The organism is Streptococcus sp. OMI750 (assembly GCF_047463895.1).
Classification (GTDB): domain Bacteria; phylum Bacillota; class Bacilli; order Lactobacillales; family Streptococcaceae; genus Streptococcus.
Genome location: NZ_JASHCZ010000001.1, coordinates 756,321 through 778,139, shown reverse-complemented (window position 1 = coordinate 778,139; position 21,819 = coordinate 756,321). Strand labels below are relative to the sequence as shown.

At 40.6% G+C, this 21,819-nt stretch carries 21 protein-coding genes and 1 pseudogene; 18 read left to right on the top strand and 4 right to left on the bottom strand.

What is annotated here, in order from left to right:
- Window positions 1–115 precede the first annotated feature (115 nt).
- The 3 genes from QM830_RS03925 to QM830_RS03915 all read left to right on the top strand — a co-directional run bounded on the left by QM830_RS03925 (window position 116) and on the right by QM830_RS03915 (window position 4,949).
- Window positions 116–1,315 carry an MFS transporter gene (locus QM830_RS03925; protein ID WP_414325692.1) on the top strand — a complete coding sequence of 400 codons (1,200 nt, stop codon included), beginning with the start codon at window positions 116–118 and terminating at the stop codon, window positions 1,313–1,315.
- A gap of 167 nt (window positions 1,316–1,482) precedes the next feature.
- Entirely contained in the window at window positions 1,483–3,210 is a 1,728-nt protein-coding gene (locus QM830_RS03920; protein ID WP_414325691.1) for an ABC transporter ATP-binding protein, read from the top strand.
- Window positions 3,207–4,949: an ABC transporter ATP-binding protein gene (locus tag QM830_RS03915; RefSeq protein WP_414325690.1), complete on the top strand. Its 1,743-nt coding sequence runs from the start codon at window positions 3,207–3,209 to the stop codon at window positions 4,947–4,949. The genes QM830_RS03920 and QM830_RS03915 overlap by 4 nt, the downstream gene beginning before the upstream one ends.
- Before the next feature lie 382 nt (window positions 4,950–5,331).
- Here the strand turns inward: QM830_RS03915 and QM830_RS03910 are convergent, their stop codons facing one another.
- Window positions 5,332–6,072: an amino acid ABC transporter ATP-binding protein gene (locus tag QM830_RS03910; protein WP_009731143.1), complete on the bottom strand. Its 741-nt coding sequence runs from the start codon at window positions 6,070–6,072 to the stop codon at window positions 5,332–5,334.
- Complete coding sequence (locus QM830_RS03905; RefSeq protein ID WP_414325689.1) at window positions 6,072–8,255, bottom strand: amino acid ABC transporter substrate-binding protein/permease; 2,184 nt, start codon at window positions 8,253–8,255, stop codon at window positions 6,072–6,074. The genes QM830_RS03910 and QM830_RS03905 overlap by 1 nt, the downstream gene beginning before the upstream one ends.
- A gap of 262 nt (window positions 8,256–8,517) precedes the next feature.
- On the opposite strand from QM830_RS03905, the gene QM830_RS03900 reads away from it, so the two are divergent.
- Window positions 8,518–9,450 carry a CPBP family intramembrane glutamic endopeptidase gene (locus QM830_RS03900; protein WP_414325688.1) on the top strand — a complete coding sequence of 311 codons (933 nt, stop codon included), beginning with the start codon at window positions 8,518–8,520 and terminating at the stop codon, window positions 9,448–9,450.
- 109 nt (window positions 9,451–9,559) lie between these two features.
- Here QM830_RS03900 and QM830_RS03895 read toward each other — a convergent pair whose 3' ends face one another.
- Together QM830_RS03895 and QM830_RS03890 are read right to left on the bottom strand one after the other, a co-directional pair.
- On the bottom strand, window positions 9,560–10,636 hold the full coding sequence (locus tag QM830_RS03895) for a sensor histidine kinase (RefSeq protein ID WP_251457417.1): 1,077 nt from the start codon (window positions 10,634–10,636) through the stop codon (window positions 9,560–9,562).
- Window positions 10,621–11,292: a response regulator transcription factor gene (locus QM830_RS03890; protein ID WP_251457420.1), complete on the bottom strand. Its 672-nt coding sequence runs from the start codon at window positions 11,290–11,292 to the stop codon at window positions 10,621–10,623. Before QM830_RS03890 ends, QM830_RS03895 begins: the two co-directional genes overlap by 16 nt.
- Window positions 11,293–11,450: 158 nt before the next feature.
- On the opposite strand from QM830_RS03890, the gene QM830_RS03885 reads away from it, so the two are divergent.
- The 14 genes and pseudogenes from QM830_RS03885 (at window position 11,451) to pyrR (ending at window position 21,803) form a co-directional block, all read left to right on the top strand.
- Window positions 11,451–12,161, top strand: coding sequence for an ABC transporter ATP-binding protein (locus tag QM830_RS03885; RefSeq protein ID WP_414325687.1), 711 nt, complete (start codon window positions 11,451–11,453; stop codon window positions 12,159–12,161).
- A gap of 1 nt (window position 12,162) precedes the next feature.
- A complete protein-coding gene (locus QM830_RS03880; protein ID WP_414325686.1) occupies window positions 12,163–12,996 on the top strand; it encodes a hypothetical protein in 834 nt (277 codons plus the stop codon).
- A complete protein-coding gene (locus tag QM830_RS03875) occupies window positions 12,956–13,645 on the top strand; it encodes a hypothetical protein (protein ID WP_414325685.1) in 690 nt (229 codons plus the stop codon). Before QM830_RS03880 ends, QM830_RS03875 begins: the two co-directional genes overlap by 41 nt.
- 290 nt (window positions 13,646–13,935) lie before the next feature.
- On the top strand, window positions 13,936–15,924 hold the full coding sequence (uvrB, locus tag QM830_RS03870; RefSeq protein WP_414325684.1) for an excinuclease ABC subunit UvrB: 1,989 nt from the start codon (window positions 13,936–13,938) through the stop codon (window positions 15,922–15,924).
- Between the two features lie 14 nt (window positions 15,925–15,938).
- A pseudogene (locus QM830_RS03865) lies at window positions 15,939–16,436 on the top strand (N-acetyltransferase family protein).
- A 93-nt stretch (window positions 16,437–16,529) separates the two neighbouring features.
- Window positions 16,530–17,153, top strand: coding sequence for an NAD(P)H-dependent oxidoreductase (locus tag QM830_RS03860; protein ID WP_414325683.1), 624 nt, complete (start codon window positions 16,530–16,532; stop codon window positions 17,151–17,153).
- Window positions 17,154–17,183: 30 nt separating this feature from the next.
- Entirely contained in the window at window positions 17,184–17,714 is a 531-nt protein-coding gene (locus tag QM830_RS03855; protein WP_414325682.1) for a hypothetical protein, read from the top strand.
- Window positions 17,711–18,142: a hypothetical protein gene (locus QM830_RS03850; protein ID WP_414325681.1), complete on the top strand. Its 432-nt coding sequence runs from the start codon at window positions 17,711–17,713 to the stop codon at window positions 18,140–18,142. The genes QM830_RS03855 and QM830_RS03850 overlap by 4 nt, the downstream gene beginning before the upstream one ends.
- Before the next feature lie 26 nt (window positions 18,143–18,168).
- Window positions 18,169–18,636, top strand: a complete 468-nt coding sequence (locus QM830_RS03845; RefSeq protein ID WP_414325680.1) for an 8-oxo-dGTP diphosphatase — start codon at window positions 18,169–18,171, stop codon at window positions 18,634–18,636.
- 122 nt (window positions 18,637–18,758) lie between these two features.
- Entirely contained in the window at window positions 18,759–19,163 is a 405-nt protein-coding gene (locus QM830_RS03840; RefSeq protein ID WP_009731129.1) for a PaaI family thioesterase, read from the top strand.
- Entirely contained in the window at window positions 19,138–19,890 is a 753-nt protein-coding gene (locus QM830_RS03835) for an HAD family hydrolase (protein WP_414325679.1), read from the top strand. The genes QM830_RS03840 and QM830_RS03835 overlap by 26 nt, the downstream gene beginning before the upstream one ends.
- Before the next feature lie 117 nt (window positions 19,891–20,007).
- On the top strand, window positions 20,008–20,343 hold the full coding sequence (locus QM830_RS03830) for a zinc ribbon domain-containing protein YjdM (RefSeq protein WP_003016288.1): 336 nt from the start codon (window positions 20,008–20,010) through the stop codon (window positions 20,341–20,343).
- A 43-nt stretch (window positions 20,344–20,386) separates the two neighbouring features.
- On the top strand, window positions 20,387–21,022 hold the full coding sequence (locus QM830_RS03825; protein WP_414325678.1) for a Pr6Pr family membrane protein: 636 nt from the start codon (window positions 20,387–20,389) through the stop codon (window positions 21,020–21,022).
- Between the two features lie 262 nt (window positions 21,023–21,284).
- A complete protein-coding gene (gene pyrR, locus QM830_RS03820) occupies window positions 21,285–21,803 on the top strand; it encodes a bifunctional pyr operon transcriptional regulator/uracil phosphoribosyltransferase PyrR (protein WP_003001719.1) in 519 nt (172 codons plus the stop codon).
- Window positions 21,804–21,819 lie beyond the last annotated feature (16 nt).

The following is a 21,819-nucleotide window of genomic DNA, read 5'->3' as shown; positions in this document are numbered from 1 at the left end:
ACTATAAAAACGCCGTCTGGCGTTTTTACTTTAATGAAAGAGGTGGAGAAAATGTAGGCAAATCTAGGTAAGTCTTTTAGAAACAGTCATACTACATATGGAAAGAGAGAAAACAATGTTTAAAAGAACTTACAAAGGCAATATTCCACTCCTAGCAGGTCTGGAATTCACATCTTATTTTGGAATTACCAGTTTTTGGATTTTATTCTTTATTCAAAATGGTCTTTCCTTGCTTCAAATCGGTTTACTAGAAAGTATCTTTCATGGGACCAGTCTCTTGTGTGAGATCCCATCAGGTATGTTGGCAGATCGATTTAGCTACAAGGCCAATCTCTATTTGGCTCGCTTGGCCAGTATTGGATCCTCTATCTTGATCTTACTTGGTCAGGGGAATTTTTGGATTTATGCGCTTGCTATGATGGTCAATGCTTGGTCCTACAATTTTGACTCAGGGACCAGTACCGCTTTCTTATACGATTCTGCGGTAGAAGCAGGGCAAAAGGACCGGTATCTTCAGATTTCTAGCTTTTTGTCTGGGGTGGCCGAAGTCACCCGAACTTTAGGTACCGTTGTGGCAGGCTTCTTTGTTCATGGAGCATTGGCTTGGACCTACCTGATTGCTATTGGACTCTCCTTGCTTTCCATTCTCTTGATTTTTCTGATGAAAGAGCCAGAGAGCAAGAGTAGTGAAAGAAATCATTTGACCTTAAAACGGATATTGGTAGTAGTGAAACAAGAATGGCAGGAAAAACCTGTCTTGTTTTACTTGATGCTCACCTATCAGCTGCTAGGAACCATCATGTGTATGTTTTATTTTTACTACCAACAGAAAATCAGTGACTTAGCCAGTTGGCAAGTTTCGCTCATTATGTTGATTGGCAGTGGATTCAATCTCCTAGCGGTTTATCTGGCCAGTCAAATCGGGAAAAAATGGAATAGTAATCAAGTCTTTCCAATTCTGGTTGCGTTGACAGGTTTGGCCTTGCTTTTGGTAGCTTTCAAGACTCCATTTGCCTATCTGAGTGTCTATCTTTTGACCAATGCACTATACGCAGTTTATCAACCCATTTACTACAATGAGCTACAAGCTTATTTACCTTCTAGTGTACGAGCAACCATGCTGAGTATCAATTCCATGATGTTTAGTCTTTCCATGATTGTGATCTTCCCACTTACTGGTTGGTTGATCGATACTTGTGGATTTGTAGTTGTTTTTCTTGTGCTAGGCCTGATAACACTCCTTTCTTTCCCACTCTTACTGATTGGATTGAGGAAAATGGGCAAGATCTTAAATAAGGGGACAAAGATGGAATAACATTCCTGGCCTTCATTCGTCTAAACAAGTGCAAATGAAACAAGAGCATGCTGAATAAGCTGGTCAAGAAAAACCGAACGAACTCTCTCTGCTTTGCAGGGAGAGTTTTTTTATCTTTAAAAATTGTGATAAAATAGGTACATCTCTTACAATTAGAATCGAGTAGTATGAAATCTTTATTGAAGTATTTTAAGGGCTATCTAAAAGAGACTATATTAGGTCCTGTGTTCAAACTATTAGAAGCCATTTTTGAATTATGTGTCCCCTTAATCATGGTCCACTTGGTCGATCAGGTCATTCCGAAAAAGGAAACGAGCGGAGTTGTGATGATGGTCGGTGCTTTATTTTTATTTGCTAGCCTTGGTGTCGTCGTTGCTATTACGGCTCAGTATTTTTCATCTAAAGCAGCTGTCGGATTTACCCGTGAGATGACCAAGGATTTGTATGATAAGATCTTGTCCCTTCCAAAGGACAAGCGCGATAAAATCGGTACTTCTAGTTTGGTAACCCGTCTGACTTCTGATACTTATCAAATCCAGGTTGGGATCAATCTCTTCTTGCGCCTCTTTTTGAGGGCGCCGATCATTGTCTTTGGCTCTATCATCATGGCCTTCACCATCAGTCCTAAACTAACTCTTTGGTTTTTGGGGATGGTGGCGATTTTAACCCTGATTATTGTTATCATGTCTCGGATTGTCAATCCGCTCTTTGCTAAGATTCGGAAAATCACAGACCGAATGGTCACAGTAACTCGTCAGCATTTTCAAGGGATGCGAGTGATTCGGGCCTTTGGACAAGATGCTAGTGAATTAGAAGATTTTAGAGAGGTCAATCAGGACTACAAAGTCTGGCAAATTCGCGCTGGTATCTGGTCTAGTTTGGTGAGTCCCTTGACCTTCCTTGTGGTCAATACGACCTTAGTCTGTGTTATTTGGCAGGGACAGTTGACTATCTCTGCTGGTCTTCTGACTCAAGGAATGTTGGTCGCTTTGGTCAATTATTTATTGCAAATTTTAACAGAATTGATCAAGCTGGCTATGCTGGTCACGTCTTTAAATGTCAGCTATATTTCAGCCAAGCGGGTACAAGAGATCTTTGATTTGAAAGAAGAAGACCTCCTAGAAGCTTTGACAGAGGAAACCGCAAGAGAACAAGAAGCGATCAGTGCAGAGGAAGTTTCTTTCACCTATCCAACGGCTTCAAGCCCAGCCCTAGAGGGAATTTCCTTTGATCTTGACCAAGGACAGATGCTGGGAATTATCGGTGGTACAGGATCTGGGAAGTCCACCCTTGTTCAGTTATTGAGTCATTTGTATGCTGTTAGTCAGGGAAAATTAGCCCTCTATCATCAAGGTCACTCTCCTAGAACTCTCAAGGAATGGCGGGAGTGGATAGCTGTAGTCCCACAGAAGGCAGAGCTCTTTAGAGGAACTATCCGCTCGAATCTCTTATTAGGGATGGATGAAAGTCTGACGGATCATGATTTGTGGTGGGCGCTAGAAACGGCTCAGGCGGCTGATTTTGTCCGTGAAAAAGAAGGAAAGCTGGATGAGCCGGTAGAAGCCTTTGGTCGAAATTTTTCAGGTGGCCAACGCCAGCGGTTGACCATTGCGCGTGCTCTTTTGAAAAAGGCCCCTTTCTTGGTTTTGGATGATTCGACTTCTGCCTTGGATTATTTGACGGAGGCTCGTCTCTTAAAATCGATTAAAGAAGAATTGAGTGACACAAGTTTGATCTTAGTATCTCAACGAACCAATAGTCTCAAGTCGGCTGATCAGATTTTGGTCTTGAATAAGGGGCATCAAGTAGGACTGGGAAATCATGATTTCCTCTTGTCCACGAATGAGATTTATCAAGAAATTCATGATTCACAACACGGAAGGGAGGAAGCATGAGTCAAAAACGTTCCAGTTATTTAAAACGTCTCTTTAGAGATTTTGCTCACCATCCCGGTCTCCTGATTCTAGCCAGTATTGGAACTATCGTTCAAGTTGGCTTAACGGTTTGGTTACCGATCCTGATCGGACATGCGGTTGACTTTGTCATGAATCCTCAAGGGATGAAAGTCTTATGGCCCGTTTTGATCCAGATGCTTCTAATCATTGTGGCCAATACCTTGATCCAATGGATTAATCCTCTTCTCTACAATCAATTGGTCTATCGGTTTAGCCAAACCCTAAGAGAAAAAGTAATGGAAAAAGTGCATCGCTTGCCCTTGTCTTATCTGGACAAGCAAGGAAGTGGGGATTTCGTCAGTCGTTTAACAACCGATGTAGAGCAACTTAATAGCGGTCTTCTCATGGTCTTTAACCAGTTCTTTGTGGGCCTCTTAACCATTCTTGTCACCATCGTGACCATGGCAGGATTAGATTTCTTTATGATGGTAGCAGTTCTGGTATTGACCCCATTGTCTCTCTTGATTGCTCGTTTCATTGCCAAGCGCTCCTATACGCTTTTCCAAGCACAAACCAAGGCGCGTGGCCTGCAAACTCAGTTGATCGAAGAGTCTTTGACCCAGGAAAGTTTAATCCAGTCCTTTAACGCTCAGGATCAATTCCGTAAGGCTTTTAAAGGAACGAATGAAAGCTATGCCAAGTATTCCCAATCTGCTGTCTTTTATTCTTCAACGGTCAATCCTGCAACTCGCTTTGTGAATGCCTTGATTTATGCGGTAGTGGCTGGATTTGGAGCCGTACGGATTATTTCGGGATCTCACTTTACTGTCGGTCAATTAGTGACCTTCCTCAATTATGTCAACCAATACACCAAACCCTTTAATGATATTTCTTCTGTCTTGTCAGAACTCCAAAGTGCTCTTGCCTGCGCAGAGCGCCTGTACAGCGTATTGGATCAAGTTGAGATCGAAGAGACGGGACATCGTGTTATAGAAACTCAGGATGTCAAAGGAGCGATAGGTTTTGAGCACGTCGCATTTGGCTATGATTTAGGGAGGACCTTGATCAAAGATTTAACCATTCAGGTTCCAGCCGCTAGTAAGGTAGCGATTGTAGGGCCTACAGGAGCAGGGAAGTCGACCTTGATCAATCTACTCATGCGTTTCTACCCTGTGAACTCTGGGATGATTACGATTGATGGGGTGCCGATTACGGACTACACCCGTGCTTCCTACCGCCAACAGTTTGGTATGGTTCTACAAGAAACCTGGCTCAAGGTCGGGACGATTCATGAAAATATCGTTTTTTCTCGTCCAGATGCGACCAGAGAAGAAGTGATAGAAGCAGCCAAAGCGGCCAATGCGGATTTCTTTATCAGGCAGTTGCCACAAGGGTATGATACTTATCTTTCAGATGCTGGAGAGTCTTTGTCTCAAGGACAACGTCAGCTCTTAACGATTGCGCGTGTTTTCCTTTCCGTTCCTAAGATTTTGATCTTGGATGAAGCGACATCGTCCATTGATACTCGGACTGAGGCCTTGATTCAAGATGCCTTTCATCAACTCATGAAGGGACGGACCAGCTTTATCATCGCCCACCGCTTATCGACCATTCAAAATGCCGATATGATCCTTGTCATGGTGGATGGCGATATTGTCGAGCATGGCACTCATGAAGAGCTAATGCAAGCACAAGGTGTTTACTACAAGATGCAAACAGCTCAGCAACAGATTCGTTAACATGAAAAGCATTTTCAGATTTGAAAATGCTTAGATTGAAGATAAAGACATATTCAAAACTTTCCTTAGGTGAGTACGGACGTCAGCGAACTTCTACGAAGTTCCATGACTTAGTTTTGAACCTAAAGTTTCAAAACTCCCGAGTGCTAGAAACTGATTTGTTTCTAGCACTTTTCTCACAGCGGAAAGTTTCAATATTTTCTTGATTCATTTTAAAAATTGAAAATCATTGTTGTTCCTTTTAGAAACGTTTTACTTATTTTATTTTAAAATAGTTAGTCCACATTCTAAGCATTTTCAGGTTTGAAAATGCTTTTTTAGTCTAAAAAAAGCATCTAGCAATTTTGCTAGATGCTTCAGGAACCACTCGTTTTTATCTCAATTAAACGTTTAAAACCTTATCCAAGAATTCTTTCAAACGTGGGTGTTGGGGGTTATCGAAAATTTGGTCTGGTTTGCCGTCTTCGAGGAATTCACCATCTGCGGTGAAGATGACGCGGTTGGCCACTTGGCGGGCAAATCCCATCTCGTGGGTGACGATAATCATGGTCATCCCTTGCTTGGCCAAGTCCTTCATAACGTTCAATACATCTCCAACCATCTCAGGGTCAAGGGCAGAAGTCGGTTCGTCAAAGAGCATAATATCTGGATTCATGGCGAGTCCACGGGCAATGGCCACACGTTGTTTTTGACCACCGGAAAGGCTGTTTGGATTGGCATCGGCTTTATCTGCGAGACCAACTTTTTCTAATAATTCCATCCCGACTTTTTGAGCTTCTTCGCGAGTCATCAGTTTGTGCTCTACTGGCGCAAACATAATGTTTTCTAGGACGCTCATGTGAGGGAAGAGGTTGAAGTGTTGGAAAACCATCCCAATATTTTCACGGACCAAATCAACATTGGTTTTTGGATCGGTTAGATCATATCCATTTACGGTAATTTGACCTTTTGTAACTTCTTCGAGGAGATTGAGACTCCGAAGGAAAGTAGATTTACCAGAACCGGACGGTCCGATAATACAGACCACATCCCCTTCGTAGAATTTCGTTGAGATTCCTTTTAAGACCTCATTTTCACCATAGTATTTGTGGAGGTCATGGACATCAATTTTTAATTTAGCCATTAGTTAACCTTCTTTTCTAATTGTTTTGCAAAACGTGTCAATAAGGTAATGATGACGAGGTAGACGACTGCCAGGATAGCATACATCTTGAAACTTTGGTAGTTTCGAGCAATGATGATCTTACCAGTTTGGAAGAGTTCTACCAATCCGATCGCAGAAACGATAGTCGTATCTTTCAGCGCAATGACGAATTGGTTAACAAAGTTTGGAAGCATGAGTTTGGTTGCTTGTGGCAAGATGATCTTGCGCATGGTCTTGCCATAAGAGATCCCAAGGCTTCGGCTGGCTTCCATCTGTCCAATCGGTACAGCTTGGATCCCCCCACGAACAATTTCTGCGATATAGGCAGCAGCATTGAGAGAGAGGGCGATGGTACCTGCGACAAAGTCGTTGATTGGGGATTGATGACCTGTGACCGATTCAATCAAGTTTGGAATTCCCCAGAAGATGAAGGCAGCGAGGATCATGAGTGGGATCCCACGAATAACATCGACAAAGATTTCTGCTGTCCAGCGGAGCCACTTATAAGGGCTAACACTAAACATCCCAAAGATAACACCGATCACCATAGCGATGGCAAAGGAGAGAATAGCAAGGGCAAGAGTTATACCCAAACCACTTAACAATTGTTTGTAGTTGTTTTGAAGCAATCCCCAGATTGTTGTTTCATCTACGGCTGTACTAGAAGTACTTGATTTGCTATCTGACTTAAGATATTTATCGAGAATCTTTTGGTATTGGCCATTTTTCTTTAAGTTTGCAAGACCGTAATTGAACATCTCGATCAATTCAGGATTTTCACCTTTTTTAACGGCAAATGCTAGTTGACCACTTGGAGTTCCTTCGATAGGTGTTTTGAATTTACGTCCTTGTTTAATAGCGTATTTGATGACGGGTTCGTCATCCATAATCGCAGCGACAGAACCTGAGTTCAAGCTGTCGTACATAGAAGCCCCGTCAGAGAAAGTTTTGATCTTGTAGCCATATTTATTTTTATTCTTTTCAAGGAAGGTCTGCGATGCAGTTCCGTTTTTAACACCGACCGTCTTACCTTTTAAGTCATCGTAAGAATCAATCTTACTATCTTCTTGGACTGCAAGAATAGAGTTAGCAGTATAATATGGTTCAGAAAAATCAAATGTTTCTTTCCGAGCATCGGTCACGGTCATCCCTGCGATCATTCCTTGCGCATGACCAGATTGGACATCACTTACCGCAGCGTCAAATCCAGGGTTATCAATTTCAATGGTAAATCCTTGGTCTTTGGCAATGGCCTTGATCAAGTCCATATCGATCCCTGTATACTTATTTTTCCCATTCTGGAAAACGAATGGTGCAAAAGATGAGTCACTTGAAATTACATATTTTGACTTTTTAGGCGTTGCTTTTTGTCCAGCAGGAGTAGTTGTTGTTGGAACAGCACTGTTAGCAGTTGATTGGCTTTCACCGGTCCATTTCTTGATGATCTCATCAAGTGTTCCATCAGCTTTCATTTGAGCGAGGGCCTTGTTAAATTCAGTGATCAACTTTTCATGATTTCCACCTTTTTTAACACCAAAGGCAAAGCCACCGACTGCTTCCCCGTCCATATTTATCGCTAGGTCCTGACCCTTTTGGATGGCATATTGAATGACGGGTTGATCATCCATGACTGCATCCACTGCACCAGTTGATAAACTGTTGTACATGAGATCACCCGTATCAAAAGTCTTGATCTTGTAGCCGTATTTGTCCTTGTTTTTGTCGAGGAAGCGTTGGGCTGCAGTACCGTTTTTGACACCGACTGTCTTCCCTTTTAATTGGCTGTACTTCGTGATTTTGTCGGCTTTTGTAGTTGCAATGACAACCTTTGTATCGTAGTAAGTATCAGACATGGTGAAGACTTTTTCACGTTCAGTTGTTTTGGTCATTCCGGCCATAATGGCATCCGCTTGACCAGCTTGGACAGCATTAACTGCAGCATCAAATCCAGGGAAGGATTTATCTAAATCCCAGCCATTGATTTCAGCGACCTTGTCCAAGATTTCTACGTCAATTCCTTTATAGGTTTGATCTGAATCCTTAAATTCAAACGGAGCATAAGCTGTGTCGAAAACGACCTTGATCGTCTCAGCATGAGCATGACCAGCGAATGCTACCAGTGGAAATAAGAAAAGCAAATAGGCTAGTAATTTTTTCTTCATTTCTGTCTCCTTTTTCTTCATTTCTCTTTGGGTGTTTGACCCATGAGTGCATTGACCAAAGGATGGCCTGAAAAAACAAAACATTCATACCAAATAGAGTATGAATGATCTTATGTTTTTCTATAAAAGCTATTATATCAGAAAAGTATCAGTTCAGCAAGAAAAATCAACTTTCGATGTTAGGTTTTCTGACATGAAGTGGTGTTGCAGGTCTGGATTTTCTTTGCTACAATGGACCTATCAGATAAATGGAGGTTATTAGATGAAGAAAGGGATGATCATTCAAGGTATCAAAACGAAAGCTTCTGTGCCAGTTTTCGTTTCTACACTATTCTACGTGTTTTTAGCTTCCTTCTTTATAGAAGGAGGACTATGGATCAGTAGTGAATTGGTGGGACCATTTTCCATTGCAATAGGTACTCTAACAGAGTTCTTCTCACCAGGAAATGGGGTTGCAAGTATTCAAGAGTTTTTCTACCATTATATTCTCTATTATGAGCTCTTCAGTTTTGTATTTATTCTCTTACTCTTTATTTTTTGGGTGAAGTTCATTGAGAAGAATCCCTTATCGACTTTAGGTTTTGTAAAAAGAAATTGGCTTAAATATCTTAGCTGGGGAGTCTTAATCTCCCTGCTTCAAATGGGTGTGATTGCCCTTGTCTACCAGGTGGGGGGAATCGGGTCTTTTGAGCTTAATGAATTAAGTTTAGAACCCATCCTCTTTATTCTAGGTTTATTCCCTTTTTGGCTTCTTCAAGGAGGGACTGAAGAAGTAGCGACGCGGGGTTGGCTCCTAACTCGGATTGCAGCAAGAACTAATCTACCTTTAGCAATCGCGATTTCTAGTAGTCTCTTTGGCTTTCTCCATCTGGGAAATTCAGGAGTGACCTTCTTATCCGTACTGAATATCATCCTCGATGGAGTGCTAGCTGGTCTTCTCCTTATCTACACCAATAGTATCTGGCTAGTGGTCGCCCAACACGGCACCTGGAACTATGTACAAGGCAATCTCCTTGGTTTTCAAGTCAGTGGGACGGGGGCAGATGCCTCTATCTTTACCTTTACCATGGGGTCAGGACCTGACTGGTTGACTGGAGGGGAATTTGGAGCGGAAGGATCGATCATCACAACTCTGGTTCTTCTAGTATCCGTCGTGATTGTTTATCGTTTAGGGGAGAGGAAAGAAAGAGTTTAATGACTAACTTCTGTGTAATGTCTGAAAGTCATATATGAAAAAGACAAACACCAAAAATGACGTTTGTCTGTATTCTGAGTCGAACACATATTGATGAGTTCGGCTTTTTCTATATAATAATGGGAATGATTAGCTTGACTTGTGCACCATCATGAATATTTTCTAAATGCATCGTTCCATTATGAAGTTTCATGACGCGTTTTACGAAAGATAAACCAAGTCCATAGTGACTTTCTTGAGAGGATGTTCTTGCTTGGTCATCTTTATAGAAAAGATTTCCAGCATTCTGTAATATATTTTTTGAAAAAGTAGATTGATTATTCCATATGGTTAGAACTAATCGATTATTTTCTTGTGACATTGTTAGCTGGATCTTTGCATCATTATCTTTTTGATGTTGTATTGCATTATTAATAACATTTGTGATTGCTCGAAAAAATAAATTGGAATGAATAGCAATTTGTGCCGATGAAGTTACTGTGTTATTAAAAACAAAATGTGTATTTCTCGGGAGTAAAGGTGTGATATATTCCTTCAATTGATGAGTTACTTGTTGAATCGATATATTTTCAAGTTGAATATCATGGTCGTAAAAGGTTTTGGAGTATTGGATGAAGTGGTTGAAATAATCGTTTAATTGAATACTTGCTTGCTCAAGATCTTTTAGACATTCCATTGTTTGAGGTGTTTGCTTGGTAGATTGTAGGAATTCAGCATTTCCTCTGATGACAGTTAGAGGGCTACGAAGATCATGTGCAGCGCTAGATACTTGAAACATGAGTTCTTTTTTTTGTTCTTTTTCATGTTCAATCCTATTTTTTATATCAGATTGCATTTTTTCGATTAGTTCATTTGTTTCAATGAATTCTTTAATCTGCAAATGGTGATGTTCATTTTTGGTGAAATATAGACCACTATGATAAACCATGTTCATTTCTTTTTGAATCTTGGTTAATAATTGTCTAATATTTATTACAATGATAAAAATCAAAATGATGCAAAGATAAATCCAAGAACTGACGCTAAAAAATAAAGCAAAGCGATTGGCATTTCTCTCATTTATTCCAGATACAGAAGATAGAAGAGCTGGAACTATGTAAAAAAGTATCAGACATAGAAGAAATTGCCAAATGATTTTAAGGTAGGTACGCTTAATGAGTTGCTTGATTGTCAATTCTTTTTCCATTTGTATCCTCCTCCCCATACTGTTTTGATAGGATCAATTTGATGAGCCTTGAATTTTTGTCTAATTTGATAGATGTATTCAGTGATTGACCGTAGTTGAGCATCAGAGCTTACGGGATAGAGGTAATCGTAAAGTTCCTCTACGCTAAATATTCGGTTCTCATTTTTAGCTAAAAGATAAAGTAAATCAAACTCTCGCTTAGTTAATGAAATTCTCTTTGAATGATAATAAACTTCTTGACTATCTCGATAAAAAGTTATATTTGACTCCATCTCTTCTTTAGAGGAATGGTGTGATCTTTCTTCTCTACGAAGATGCATTTGAATTCTTGCAATCAATTCTTTAATGCTGAATGGTTTTGTGATGTAATCATCGGCTCCGGCTTGTATTCCTTTTAATAAATCTTCTTCAAAATCTTTAGCGGTTAGAAATAAGATTGGAGTAGCAATTTGTGAACGAATGGAACGACAAATTTCTATACCAGAAATAGGCATCATGACGTCAAGTAAAATTAGATCAAATCCAGTAAAGTCACAGATATTGATCTCCTCTATATTTTTACGAGTTTCCACGTGAAAGTTGTTTGCTTCTAATGCATTCCCTATTAATCGTAAGATTTTTTCATCATCGTCAATGGCTAAAATTTTATACTTCATAGTTCCTCCAATTATATGAGCATATTATAGCAAATATAGAATGTAATTTGTTGAAAATAAAAAAAATAATTATTCTGAGAATTTCCTGATTTTCTCCTGTTATACTTGCTCCAAGTGAAGGTGGAATTTCACTAAAAGTCAGAAGGGAAAAAGAATGAATGATAACAATTCAAAAGCTACATAAGGAATATAATAATAAAATTGTCCTTCAAAACGTGTCTTTCAAAGCTAAGAAAGGTGAGATTACTGGATTGATTGGACCGAATGGATCTGGAAAATCAACTTTAATCAGAATTTTACTTGGATTAGAAAATAGTCAAATGGGAATGACGTTGATCGATGGCAAAAAATACTCTCAATTGGGAGATAATCCTTTTTGTATTGTTGGATCGTTCCTTGACAGTTGCCAACCTTACCCAACCAGAACAGGATTTCAACATCTTCGTTGGATTGGCTTGGCTTGTGGGGTTGATAGAAATAGGTGCAAGGAATGTTTAGAGTTGGTGGGGTTAAGTGAAGCTAAAAATAAAAAAGTAAAAGACTATTCATTAGGAATGAAGCAACGTCTTGGTTTAGCGACAGCCTTATTAGCAAATCCTGACATCTTAATTTTAGATGAACCAATCAATGGACTAGATCCAGAAGGAATTCGCTGGGTACGTAATTTTTTGCAGTCTTTTGTCAATGAAGGTAAAACTGTATTAATGACAAGTCATTATATGAGTGAGTTAGAATTAACTGTAGATCATTTGGTTGGTATTTCTAATGGCAAAATTGTTATTGATGCTTCTACAAAAGATATTTTGAAACAGTTTGGCTCTTTTGAGGAAGCATATTTTAAGGCACTCGAAGGGAAAGAAGGTGAATAATATGTTGAAGCGTTCCTTTTTTAGTGATCTCTATAAATATTGTAGTTTACCTACTTTTAAATTCACTTTTTTTCTTATTTTGGGAGTCAGCATATTTTTTACAATTCAAAATATCCAGGTGATAAATGCCTTAGTAGAAGGAAATGGACAGGCGGTTAACCTTGATCCATCTATGTCATCATCGAATCCAGTGTATACAGTCAGGGATGCTCTCTTATCTTCACCCTACCAAGCAAGTGTTATTTTCTTGCCAATTCTTGTTTCACTTGTTTATTCAACCCATTATCAATTTGGTGATGATTATTTTAGCCAGTTATTGATTCCTAACTGGAAAGTTCGTCTTACTGGGTTTATTGCAAGTTCAATTGTCCTATCGTTACTTTCTACTTTAATAATTTCTATAGTAAATGCTGTTATCTTACTCATTTTTCTAGATTCAACTCTAAAGAATCATTTAGAATTGACCTTGTTCTTAGATGTCACGGTAAGAATTATGATATTTGCAATCGTTCTTACTTTATTAGCTTTACTTTTCGTAATCGTAACGAAAAAACCAATGACTGCATTAATTGCAGACGTTTTATTATTGGTAATCACCTTATCAGGTATTCTAAGAGGAATTTCCTCTAAAATAGAAAATCTATTGCCTTTGATTGGAGCAAAGTCATTTGCATTTGGTCGAATTGAAGGGACTCAAACGAGCCAATTGTATGGAATTACACTTTTAATAGTAGAAGGGATCTTGTTCTTGGTGTTCATAATGGTTGTAGAAAAGATTCGAATGGGGAGGAAGAATGGCAAAAGTATTTTTCAGTCTTATCGTCAAAAAATATAGTTTAAAACCCGTAAAGTACCAGATAGGCATACAGTCTCTTTTAATAGGTTTTGTGTGTCTATTGGGTGTGTTACCAGTTGCAATTAATGGTGCAATTGTAGAATTATCTTTAAAGCAAGCTCTTGTTTTTGCATCAATGCTCTCTGTTGGTATTGGGTGTGTTAATGCATTTGTTGAGTTACAATCACACGAAACAAAGCTAGTTTACTTGGAAAGTGGAAAAAGGATCTTAAGTTCAATTAGGATCCTGTTCATAGAGTTATTTGATGTAGTACTACAATCAACCTTGTATTTCATTGTACTGCTTATATGGTTTCAATTTTATAGGAGCGAAAATGGTGTCAGTTTAGAAATCTTCAGTTTCTATTTGTTTGGCTCCATCCAATACTTTTTGATTTCTTACTTCTTAAGTTATTTTTTCAAAAGTCCAATGGGGAGTTTAGCTATTTTGCTGCTATTTCCTATTTTGGTACAACCATTCATAGAAAGAGTAGTGGAACCATTGACTAGTTATCTATTTTATAATATTGTTGCGGATACAATATTAGGGAGAGCTTCCTATCTGCAACTCTGTATTTACGTTATTGGACTGGTATGTTTACTTGGAGCAACACTCTACTTCTTGGTAAGGAATCAAGAAGTTAAGTAGTAAATAAAAATGATACTGATGAGCAAACCTTGCTAATTTTGTAAATCAATGACATTGATGTTTATTACGTATTTCATGGTTTTAGAATAAAAGACAAGACTTCCGAAGTAATTGCGAGAGTCTTGTTTAGTTTTTATGCTAATGCGTGTCCAATTAATTAGATTGTAATTCGCTCATGTACTAATTTAATGAATCGTTCTGTAACATGTTGTCTTCCCTCTTCATTCCTCATCTCAGAGAATTCTAGTGATTTATGGTAAAATAAGGTCTATATATGTGAGGACAAAGAGATGATTAATCGAATTACAGACAACAAATTTAAACTAGTATCCAAATACCAACCGTCTGGGGACCAACCGCAGGCCATTGAGCAGTTGGTGGATAACATCGAGGGAGGCGAGAAGGCCCAAATCTTGATGGGGGCGACTGGTACGGGGAAGACCTATACCATGAGCCAGGTTATTGCCCAGGTCAATAAACCGACCCTGGTCATTGCCCACAATAAAACGCTAGCAGGTCAGCTCTATGGGGAGTTCAAGGAGTTCTTTCCAGAGAATGCTGTCGAGTACTTCGTTTCTTACTACGATTACTACCAGCCAGAAGCTTATGTACCATCGAGTGATACCTATATCGAAAAGGATAGCTCGGTCAATGATGAGATTGACAAGCTTCGTCACTCAGCAACCTCAGCGCTCTTGGAGCGTAACGATGTCATCGTTGTAGCGTCTGTTTCATGTATCTATGGGTTGGGTTCGCCTAAGGAATATTCCGACAGCGTGGTCAGTTTGCGTCCAGGTCTGGAGATTTCTCGTGATCGTTTGCTCAATGACTTGGTGGACATCCAGTTTGAACGTAATGATATCGACTTTCAACGGGGGAAATTCCGTGTCCGTGGAGATGTGGTCGAGATTTTCCCAGCTTCGCGTGATGAGCATGCCTTTCGAGTCGAGTTTTTCGGAGATGAGATTGAGCGGATTCGTGAGATTGAAGCTTTGACCGGCCAGGTTTTAGGAGATGTGGACCACTTAGCGATCTTCCCAGCCACTCACTTCGTGACCAATGACGACCATATGGAAGTGGCCATTGCCAAGATTCAGGCGGAACTAGAGGAGCAGTTGAAGGTCTTTGAAAAAGAAGGTAAGCTCTTAGAAGCCCAACGCCTGAAGCAACGGACCGAGTATGATATTGAAATGTTGCGAGAGATGGGCTACACCAACGGGGTGGAGAACTATTCTCGCCACATGGATGGACGAAGCGAAGGAGAGCCGCCTTACACCCTTCTTGACTTCTTCCCAGAAGATTTTCTCATCATGATCGATGAAAGCCACATGACCATGGGACAGATCAAGGGAATGTACAATGGTGACCGTTCTCGTAAGGAAATGCTGGTCAACTATGGTTTCCGTTTGCCGTCTGCCTTGGATAACCGGCCACTGCGTCGGGAGGAGTTTGAAAGCCATGTCCACCAGATTGTCTATGTGTCAGCGACACCGGGTGATTATGAGATGGAACAAACCGATACTGTCATCGAACAGATCATTCGTCCGACAGGTCTACTCGATCCCGAGGTGGAAGTGCGCCCTACCATGGGACAAATGGACGATCTCTTGGGTGAGATCAATGCGCGTGTAGAACGGGGAGAGCGGACCTTTGTCACCACCCTGACCAAGAAGATGGCAGAGGACTTGACCGACTACTTCAAAGAAATGGGTGTCAAGGTCAAATACATGCATTCGGATATTAAGACTTTGGAGCGGACAGAAATTATCCGTGATTTGCGTCTGGGTGTCTTTGATGTCTTGGTCGGGATCAACCTCCTTCGGGAAGGGATTGACGTACCGGAAGTGAGTCTAGTTGCCATCCTCGATGCGGATAAGGAAGGTTTCCTCCGTAACGAGCGGGGACTCATCCAGACCATCGGTCGTGCTGCCCGTAATAGTGAGGGGCACGTGATCATGTATGCGGACACCATGACTCAGTCTATGCAAAAAGCTATCGATGAAACAGCCCGTCGTCGTCAGATTCAGATGGCTTATAATGAAGAGCATGGCATTGTGCCACAAACCATCAAGAAGGAAATCCGTGACCTGATCTCTGTTACAAAGGCGGTGGCCAAGGAAGAGGACAAGGAAGTGGATATCACCAGTCTCAACCGCCAAGAGCGCAAGGAACTGGTCAAGAAACTACAAAGCCAGATGCAAGAAGCCGTCGAAGTGCTTGACTTTGAGTTAGCAGCGCAAATCCGTGATATGATGTTGGAAGTCAAGGCCTTGGATTAGATAGGATAATGCGAATGAAGATTATCATTAAAACAATGGAAACTCCTGAAGAGATAGAAGGAAAATCTCTCGTTCATTGGCAAACGTGGAGAGAGGCTTATGACAATCTTTTACCCGCGGAATTTCAGGAGACGATGACTTTAGATAGATGTCGTTTCTTTAGTCAAAAGTATCCAGAAAATACCTTGATTGCGATGGATGGAAAGAAAGTCGTTGGATTTATCAGCTATGGAAATTTTCGTGATGAGGCCATTCAAGCTGGTGAAATCATTGCTTTATATGTTTTAAAAGACTATTATGGAAAAGGTATTGCTCAGAAATTAATGAAGGAAGCTTTGAGGACTCTTGATCATTTTTCTGAAATTTATTTATGGGTATTGAAAGATAATAAGTGAGCCATTGCTTTCTATCAAAAAATGGGTTTTACTTTTGATGGGCAAGAAAAAATACTTAAACTTGGAAAACCCGTTAAGGAATTGCGGATGATGTGTTCTTCAAATAATAATTCCTAAAGGACCTATCTATCAATCTTTGAATCATTATCAATTAATCAAGTAAAAAAATAAAAGAGATAGAATGAACTAAAGAAATGAAGGAGAAGACGAATGAAGATTTTAGTGATCAATGGGCATCCGGATAAGGAAAGTTACTGTCAGGCTATTTTTCAAACCATTGTAGAAAATATTGACTCAGGTCGCCATGAGCTTAAAGTGATCAATCTCAATGAAGAGGACTTTGATCCGGTTCTTCGCTGTGGCTATCGAAAGCGGATGGAGGAAGATCCATTTATCCTTCGTTCTCAAGAATGGATTCAGTGGGCGGATCACCTGATCTTTGTCTATCCCATCTGGTGGAGTAGTATGCCGAGCCTTATGAAGGGCTGGATCGACCGGGTCTTTACACCGGGGATTGCCTACTCGGCCAATGATCAAGGAAGCTTCATCTGGAATTACCTTAGAGGCAAGCAATTTAAGAAGTTGCTTAAAGGAAAAACAGCCAGCATTTATGCGACCTCCATGGCGCCTACTTGGTGGTACAAGATCTTTTCAGGCCCTCTCAACATTCCAGATAGTTATGGCATCTCTGTTTTGAAGAATGCCGTCTTGAACCACTGTGGGATTAAAACCAAGCGCGTCTGCATCTTAGGAGAAGTCGGTCGCGATGTGAATACCGCTAGTATGCGGGAACAGCATCTCCAAAAGGTCGCAGAAGAAGTGAAGAAACTCTGAGTAAATCCTTAACGTTAGGAAATGAGGGTAATGAAGCAGAAGAAAAATACTTTAAAGAAGGTCAACCATCAAAATAGAATAAAGAGTAAAAGAAGCTGGTTAGATCGCTTAAACCTGTGGCTTGAAAGGCATTCAGGTATTGGTATGCTTCTGGATTTTATCATGTTTTTGTCAATGGGAGCGACCCTAGGTGTCTTTCTTTTTGACAATCATCTAATCCCAAGGACATACCGTGATTTTAATTATCTATTTCCCTTATTCATGAATCTATATTTATTGCTGAATGGATTGTATTTTAATGTCTTTCGAGTGCAGAAAGAAGACCGAGCTTCCATTGAATATTTCGCAACCGTCTTTTTGTACGTGAATGCAATTACGTCTGTTGTGCATATTGGGTTTGGGATCAAAGGGCGACGCATGGGAGATTATATTCCACCGCTTTACACTTTGAATCTGAAATACATCTGGTTTCCTATCGTGACCTATGCGATATTCTTCATTATAGCGGCCTTGATCTTGTTCATAATAAAATTGAGGAAAAAGAAGAGAAATAAGGAATGATTAAACTCATAAAAGTATTTCAAATTGTTTATATTCTTTTACTGACTTTCATGTTTGCTAACGTCCTTTTAGGTTTCTATGGCTACGCATTTACGCCGCTTCTGTGGAATCCTTGGCTGTATCTTGGAGCTGTGACGGCTTTTAGTCACAGCTGGTATCGCTTCTATCGAAATCATGCTACAAATTGGAAGAATCTTGTGAGTGTTCTTTTGAGTCTCTTTGCTATGCTGATTCTAGTATTTTTCATTGAGTTGGTCCTTAGCTTCGATGGTCATGGTTCGGTAACGATTCACTCGGAGTATTATTTAAAAGAGAAGTCAATTGTCTTTCAGAGAGGCTCTCTTTTGGATGCCTATGATGAATACCATGAGCTGGTAAATCCCTTTGTGATGAAAAAAGAGATAAAGAAAAAAGTTTATATTGATTAATTGTCAATATCATAGAAAGGAAATATATGTCACGTACAACGCCTACTATACTGTGCAATCTTTGCATGGTCGAAGATCTTGAAAATGGGAAAGTAGTCCTCCAATACCGCTCACCTGAAAAGACTCACTGGGCTGGCCATGCTTTTCCAGGTGGCCATATCGAAGAAGGAGAAAGCCTTGTAGAATCCGTCATTCGTGAAGTTTACGAAGAGACAGGACTGACAATTGCAGATCCAAAACTGGTTGCAGTCAAAGACTGGGAGCCAGATGAGGGAGGCCGCTATATTGTCTTTTGCTACAAAGCGACAGAATTCACCGGCCAGCTCAGATCGTCTGATGAAGGAGAAGTTTCTTGGGTTGAGAAGGACCAATTAGAAAAGTTGGACTTGTCCTACGACATGCTTCCTCTACTGGAAGTGATGGAAGACCCGGATTTATCGGAGTACTATTACCGCAAACGGACAGACGATGGCTGGGAAAAATTAAGATTTTAAGCAAAGAGCTAGAACTATCTAGTTCTTTTTTAGCTCTAAGGAACTGCCCCTTTTCTTGTATCTAGTCCTTAATTGTAGTATGATAGAGGAGTTGAAAAGATGCTAGAAAAGGTGGCAAATAGATGAAAGATTTTCACTTCGATGCGATTGCTGCATTTGAAAATTATGACATTAAAAAGATGAGAGACGGCCATGTCATTGTGACAACCAAGGTCGTGGAATCGTCTCTCAATTATTATGGAAATGCGCACGGTGGCTATCTCTTTACCTTGTGTGACCAGATTAGTGGCTTGGTCGTGATTTCTCAGGGAGTAGACGGGGTAACCTTGCAGTCTTCTATCAATTACTTGAAAGCAGGTGCTCTGGGGGATGTTCTGACCATTCACGGGGAATGTGTCCACAGTGGGCGGACGACTCGTGTTGTAGATGTCGATATTACCAATCAAGACGGTACCAATGTCTGCAAGGCAACCTTTACCATGTTTGTTACGGGAGTGAGAGATGAATCCGCGCAAGTACGCATTTAAAAACTATATTTTTGATTTTTATGGAACTTTAGTCGACATCGAAACTGATGAGTCGAGTCCAGTCTTATGGGATACCATGGCTCAGATCTACCAATCCTACGGGGCAAGTTACACAGGAGAAGGTCTGCGCCTGCGTTATAGAGAGTTGGTGCAACAAGCCGAAGAAGACTTGGCTAAGGAAAAACAAGTTGCCTATCCTGAGATTGATCTGACGGTTATTTTTGTGCAATTGTATTTAGAAAGTCATCCAAGTGGAAACAGTGTTGCCCACCTCAAAGAGTGGGGACGTTTGATTGCACGGACTTTCCGTGTCCTTTCTCGCAAACGATTGGAGCTTTATCCTCACACGAAAGAAGTATTAGAGGATATGAAAGCTGCAGGTTGCCGGATCTATCTCTTATCCAATGCCCAAGCAGATTTTACCAATCCTGAGATTGATTTATTAGGCTTGAGAGAACTTTTCCATGCCATTTACTTGTCATCAGATGCAGGCATTCGCAAACCTCAGCCAGAGTTCCTCTTGAAAGTGCTGAAAGAACACCAGTTGAACCCTGAGAAAACAGTCATGGTGGGCAATGACTTTACAACAGATGTTGCTGTTGCCCAAAGTATCGGCATGGAGAGTATCTTGATCAATACCTTCCCATACTCTGAAGCTGAACTGCGCGAAAAGAATCAAGCAGGAGTGTGCGTGATTCGGGATATTCAAGAATTGCAAGAAGATTGAAAGATATCATCCATGTAAGGGGGCCAAGTTGCCTCCTTTTTATACAGTCGAGCAGGATTTGTCAAATGTTCGCTTTCATGGTATACTATGAAAGTTAATTTGAATAAGGAGATTGAAATGAATAACTTACCAAACTGTCCAAAATGTAACTCTGAATATGTCTATGAAGATGGAGCTCTCTTGGTGTGCCCAGAGTGTGCTTATGAATGGAACCCAGCTGAGGTCGAAGAAGAAGAGGGTGTCGTAGCGATTGACGCCAACGGAAATAAATTGGCTGATGGCGATACCGTGACCTTGATCAAAGACTTAAAAGTCAAGGGGGCACCAAAAGATTTGAAACAAGGAACGCGCGTGAAAAACATCCGTATCGTCGAAGGCGATCATAACATCGATTGTAAGATTGATGGCTTTGGCGCAATGAAACTCAAATCAGAATTTGTAAAGAAAATCTAAGGATAAGAAGAAGGGCCCAGCCCTTTTCTTTCAGGAGAATACTATGAAATTCAAACTATTGTTTAGCTATCGTTTTCTATTGTTTATCTTGAGTGTCATCGGCGTTTATCTGCAACTGACCAAGCATGGTGGTTTTGGGATGATGCTTTATTACACTATTTTGTCCAACATGTTGGTCATGTTCTTCATGGGAGACATGGTCTGGCGCATGCTTCGGGGTCGATCAACCCAGACCCAAGGTTACCTTCGCATAAAGGGGGCGGTCACCATGTCCATTATGATCACCTGTGTCATCTACCACTTTATGCTAGCTCCCATCGCGACACCTGAGAAGTTTTACCGCTTGGAAAACTTCCTCTGTCACTATATTGTTCCCTTGATGTTCTTCTTTGACACTCTAGTGATTGATAAGCCCAAGCAATACCGTAAGCTGGATCCTTTGGCTTGGACCTTGCTTCCTGTAGCTTATATGCTTTTTGCTCTTCTCAATGGTTTGGTTCTTAAGTGGCCGATTCCAGGTGCTAAAGATAGTCCCTTTGCCTATTTCTTTATCAATGTCAATAAATACGGCTGGGCTTTTGTGGGCAAATGGGTGGTGATCATCTTTATCGCCTACCTTTTAGCGGGCTATGTGCTCTATGGGATCAAAAATATCAAGCAAAAATCGTCTGTTTCTTAGTAAAAACCGAACGTTCTTTCATGTAAAAGTGCAGTTTTTAAATTTTTTTGAAAAAAATTGCGTTTTTTCTTGCATGTCGTTTGAAACTGTGATATAGTTATCTCAATTAAATAAATCCTTTAATCCTGTCCCGTGAGGCAGGCAAGGAGACTGTGAAAAACAATGGCTAGGACCATAGGGCGAGACTCTATCCTCTTAGACCATTCATTTGCTGAACCTCCTTGAAAAAGGAGGTTTTTCTTTTACCACTAAGGAGGACTGAATGAAAACCAAAGAAGTCGTTGATGATTTGACGATGAAGCGGGCCATTACCCGCATCACCTACGAAATCATTGAACGAAACAAAGATTTAAGCCAGATTGTGCTGGTGGGGATCAAGACGCGCGGTGTTTACATTGCTCGCCGGATCCAAGAACGCCTCTCTCAGCTGGAGCAAATTGATGTTCCTGTTGCAGAACTCGATACCAAGCCTTTCCGAGATGATATGAAGGCAACAGAAGATACGACAGTGTTACCAGTTGATATCGCTCACAGAGAGGTCATCTTGATCGATGATGTCCTCTATACAGGTCGCACGATTCGCGCTGCCATTGACAATCTGGTCAGTCACGGTCGTCCTGCTCGAGTAAGTCTTGCGGTTCTAGTCGACCGTGGGCATCGGGAGTTACCGATTCGTCCAGACTTTGTTGGGAAAAATATCCCGACAAGTAAGTCAGAAGAAATCATTGTCGAGATGGTGGAGCTAGACGGTCAAGACCGCGTCCTCATCAAAGAAGCTTAATTAATTTGTAACCATC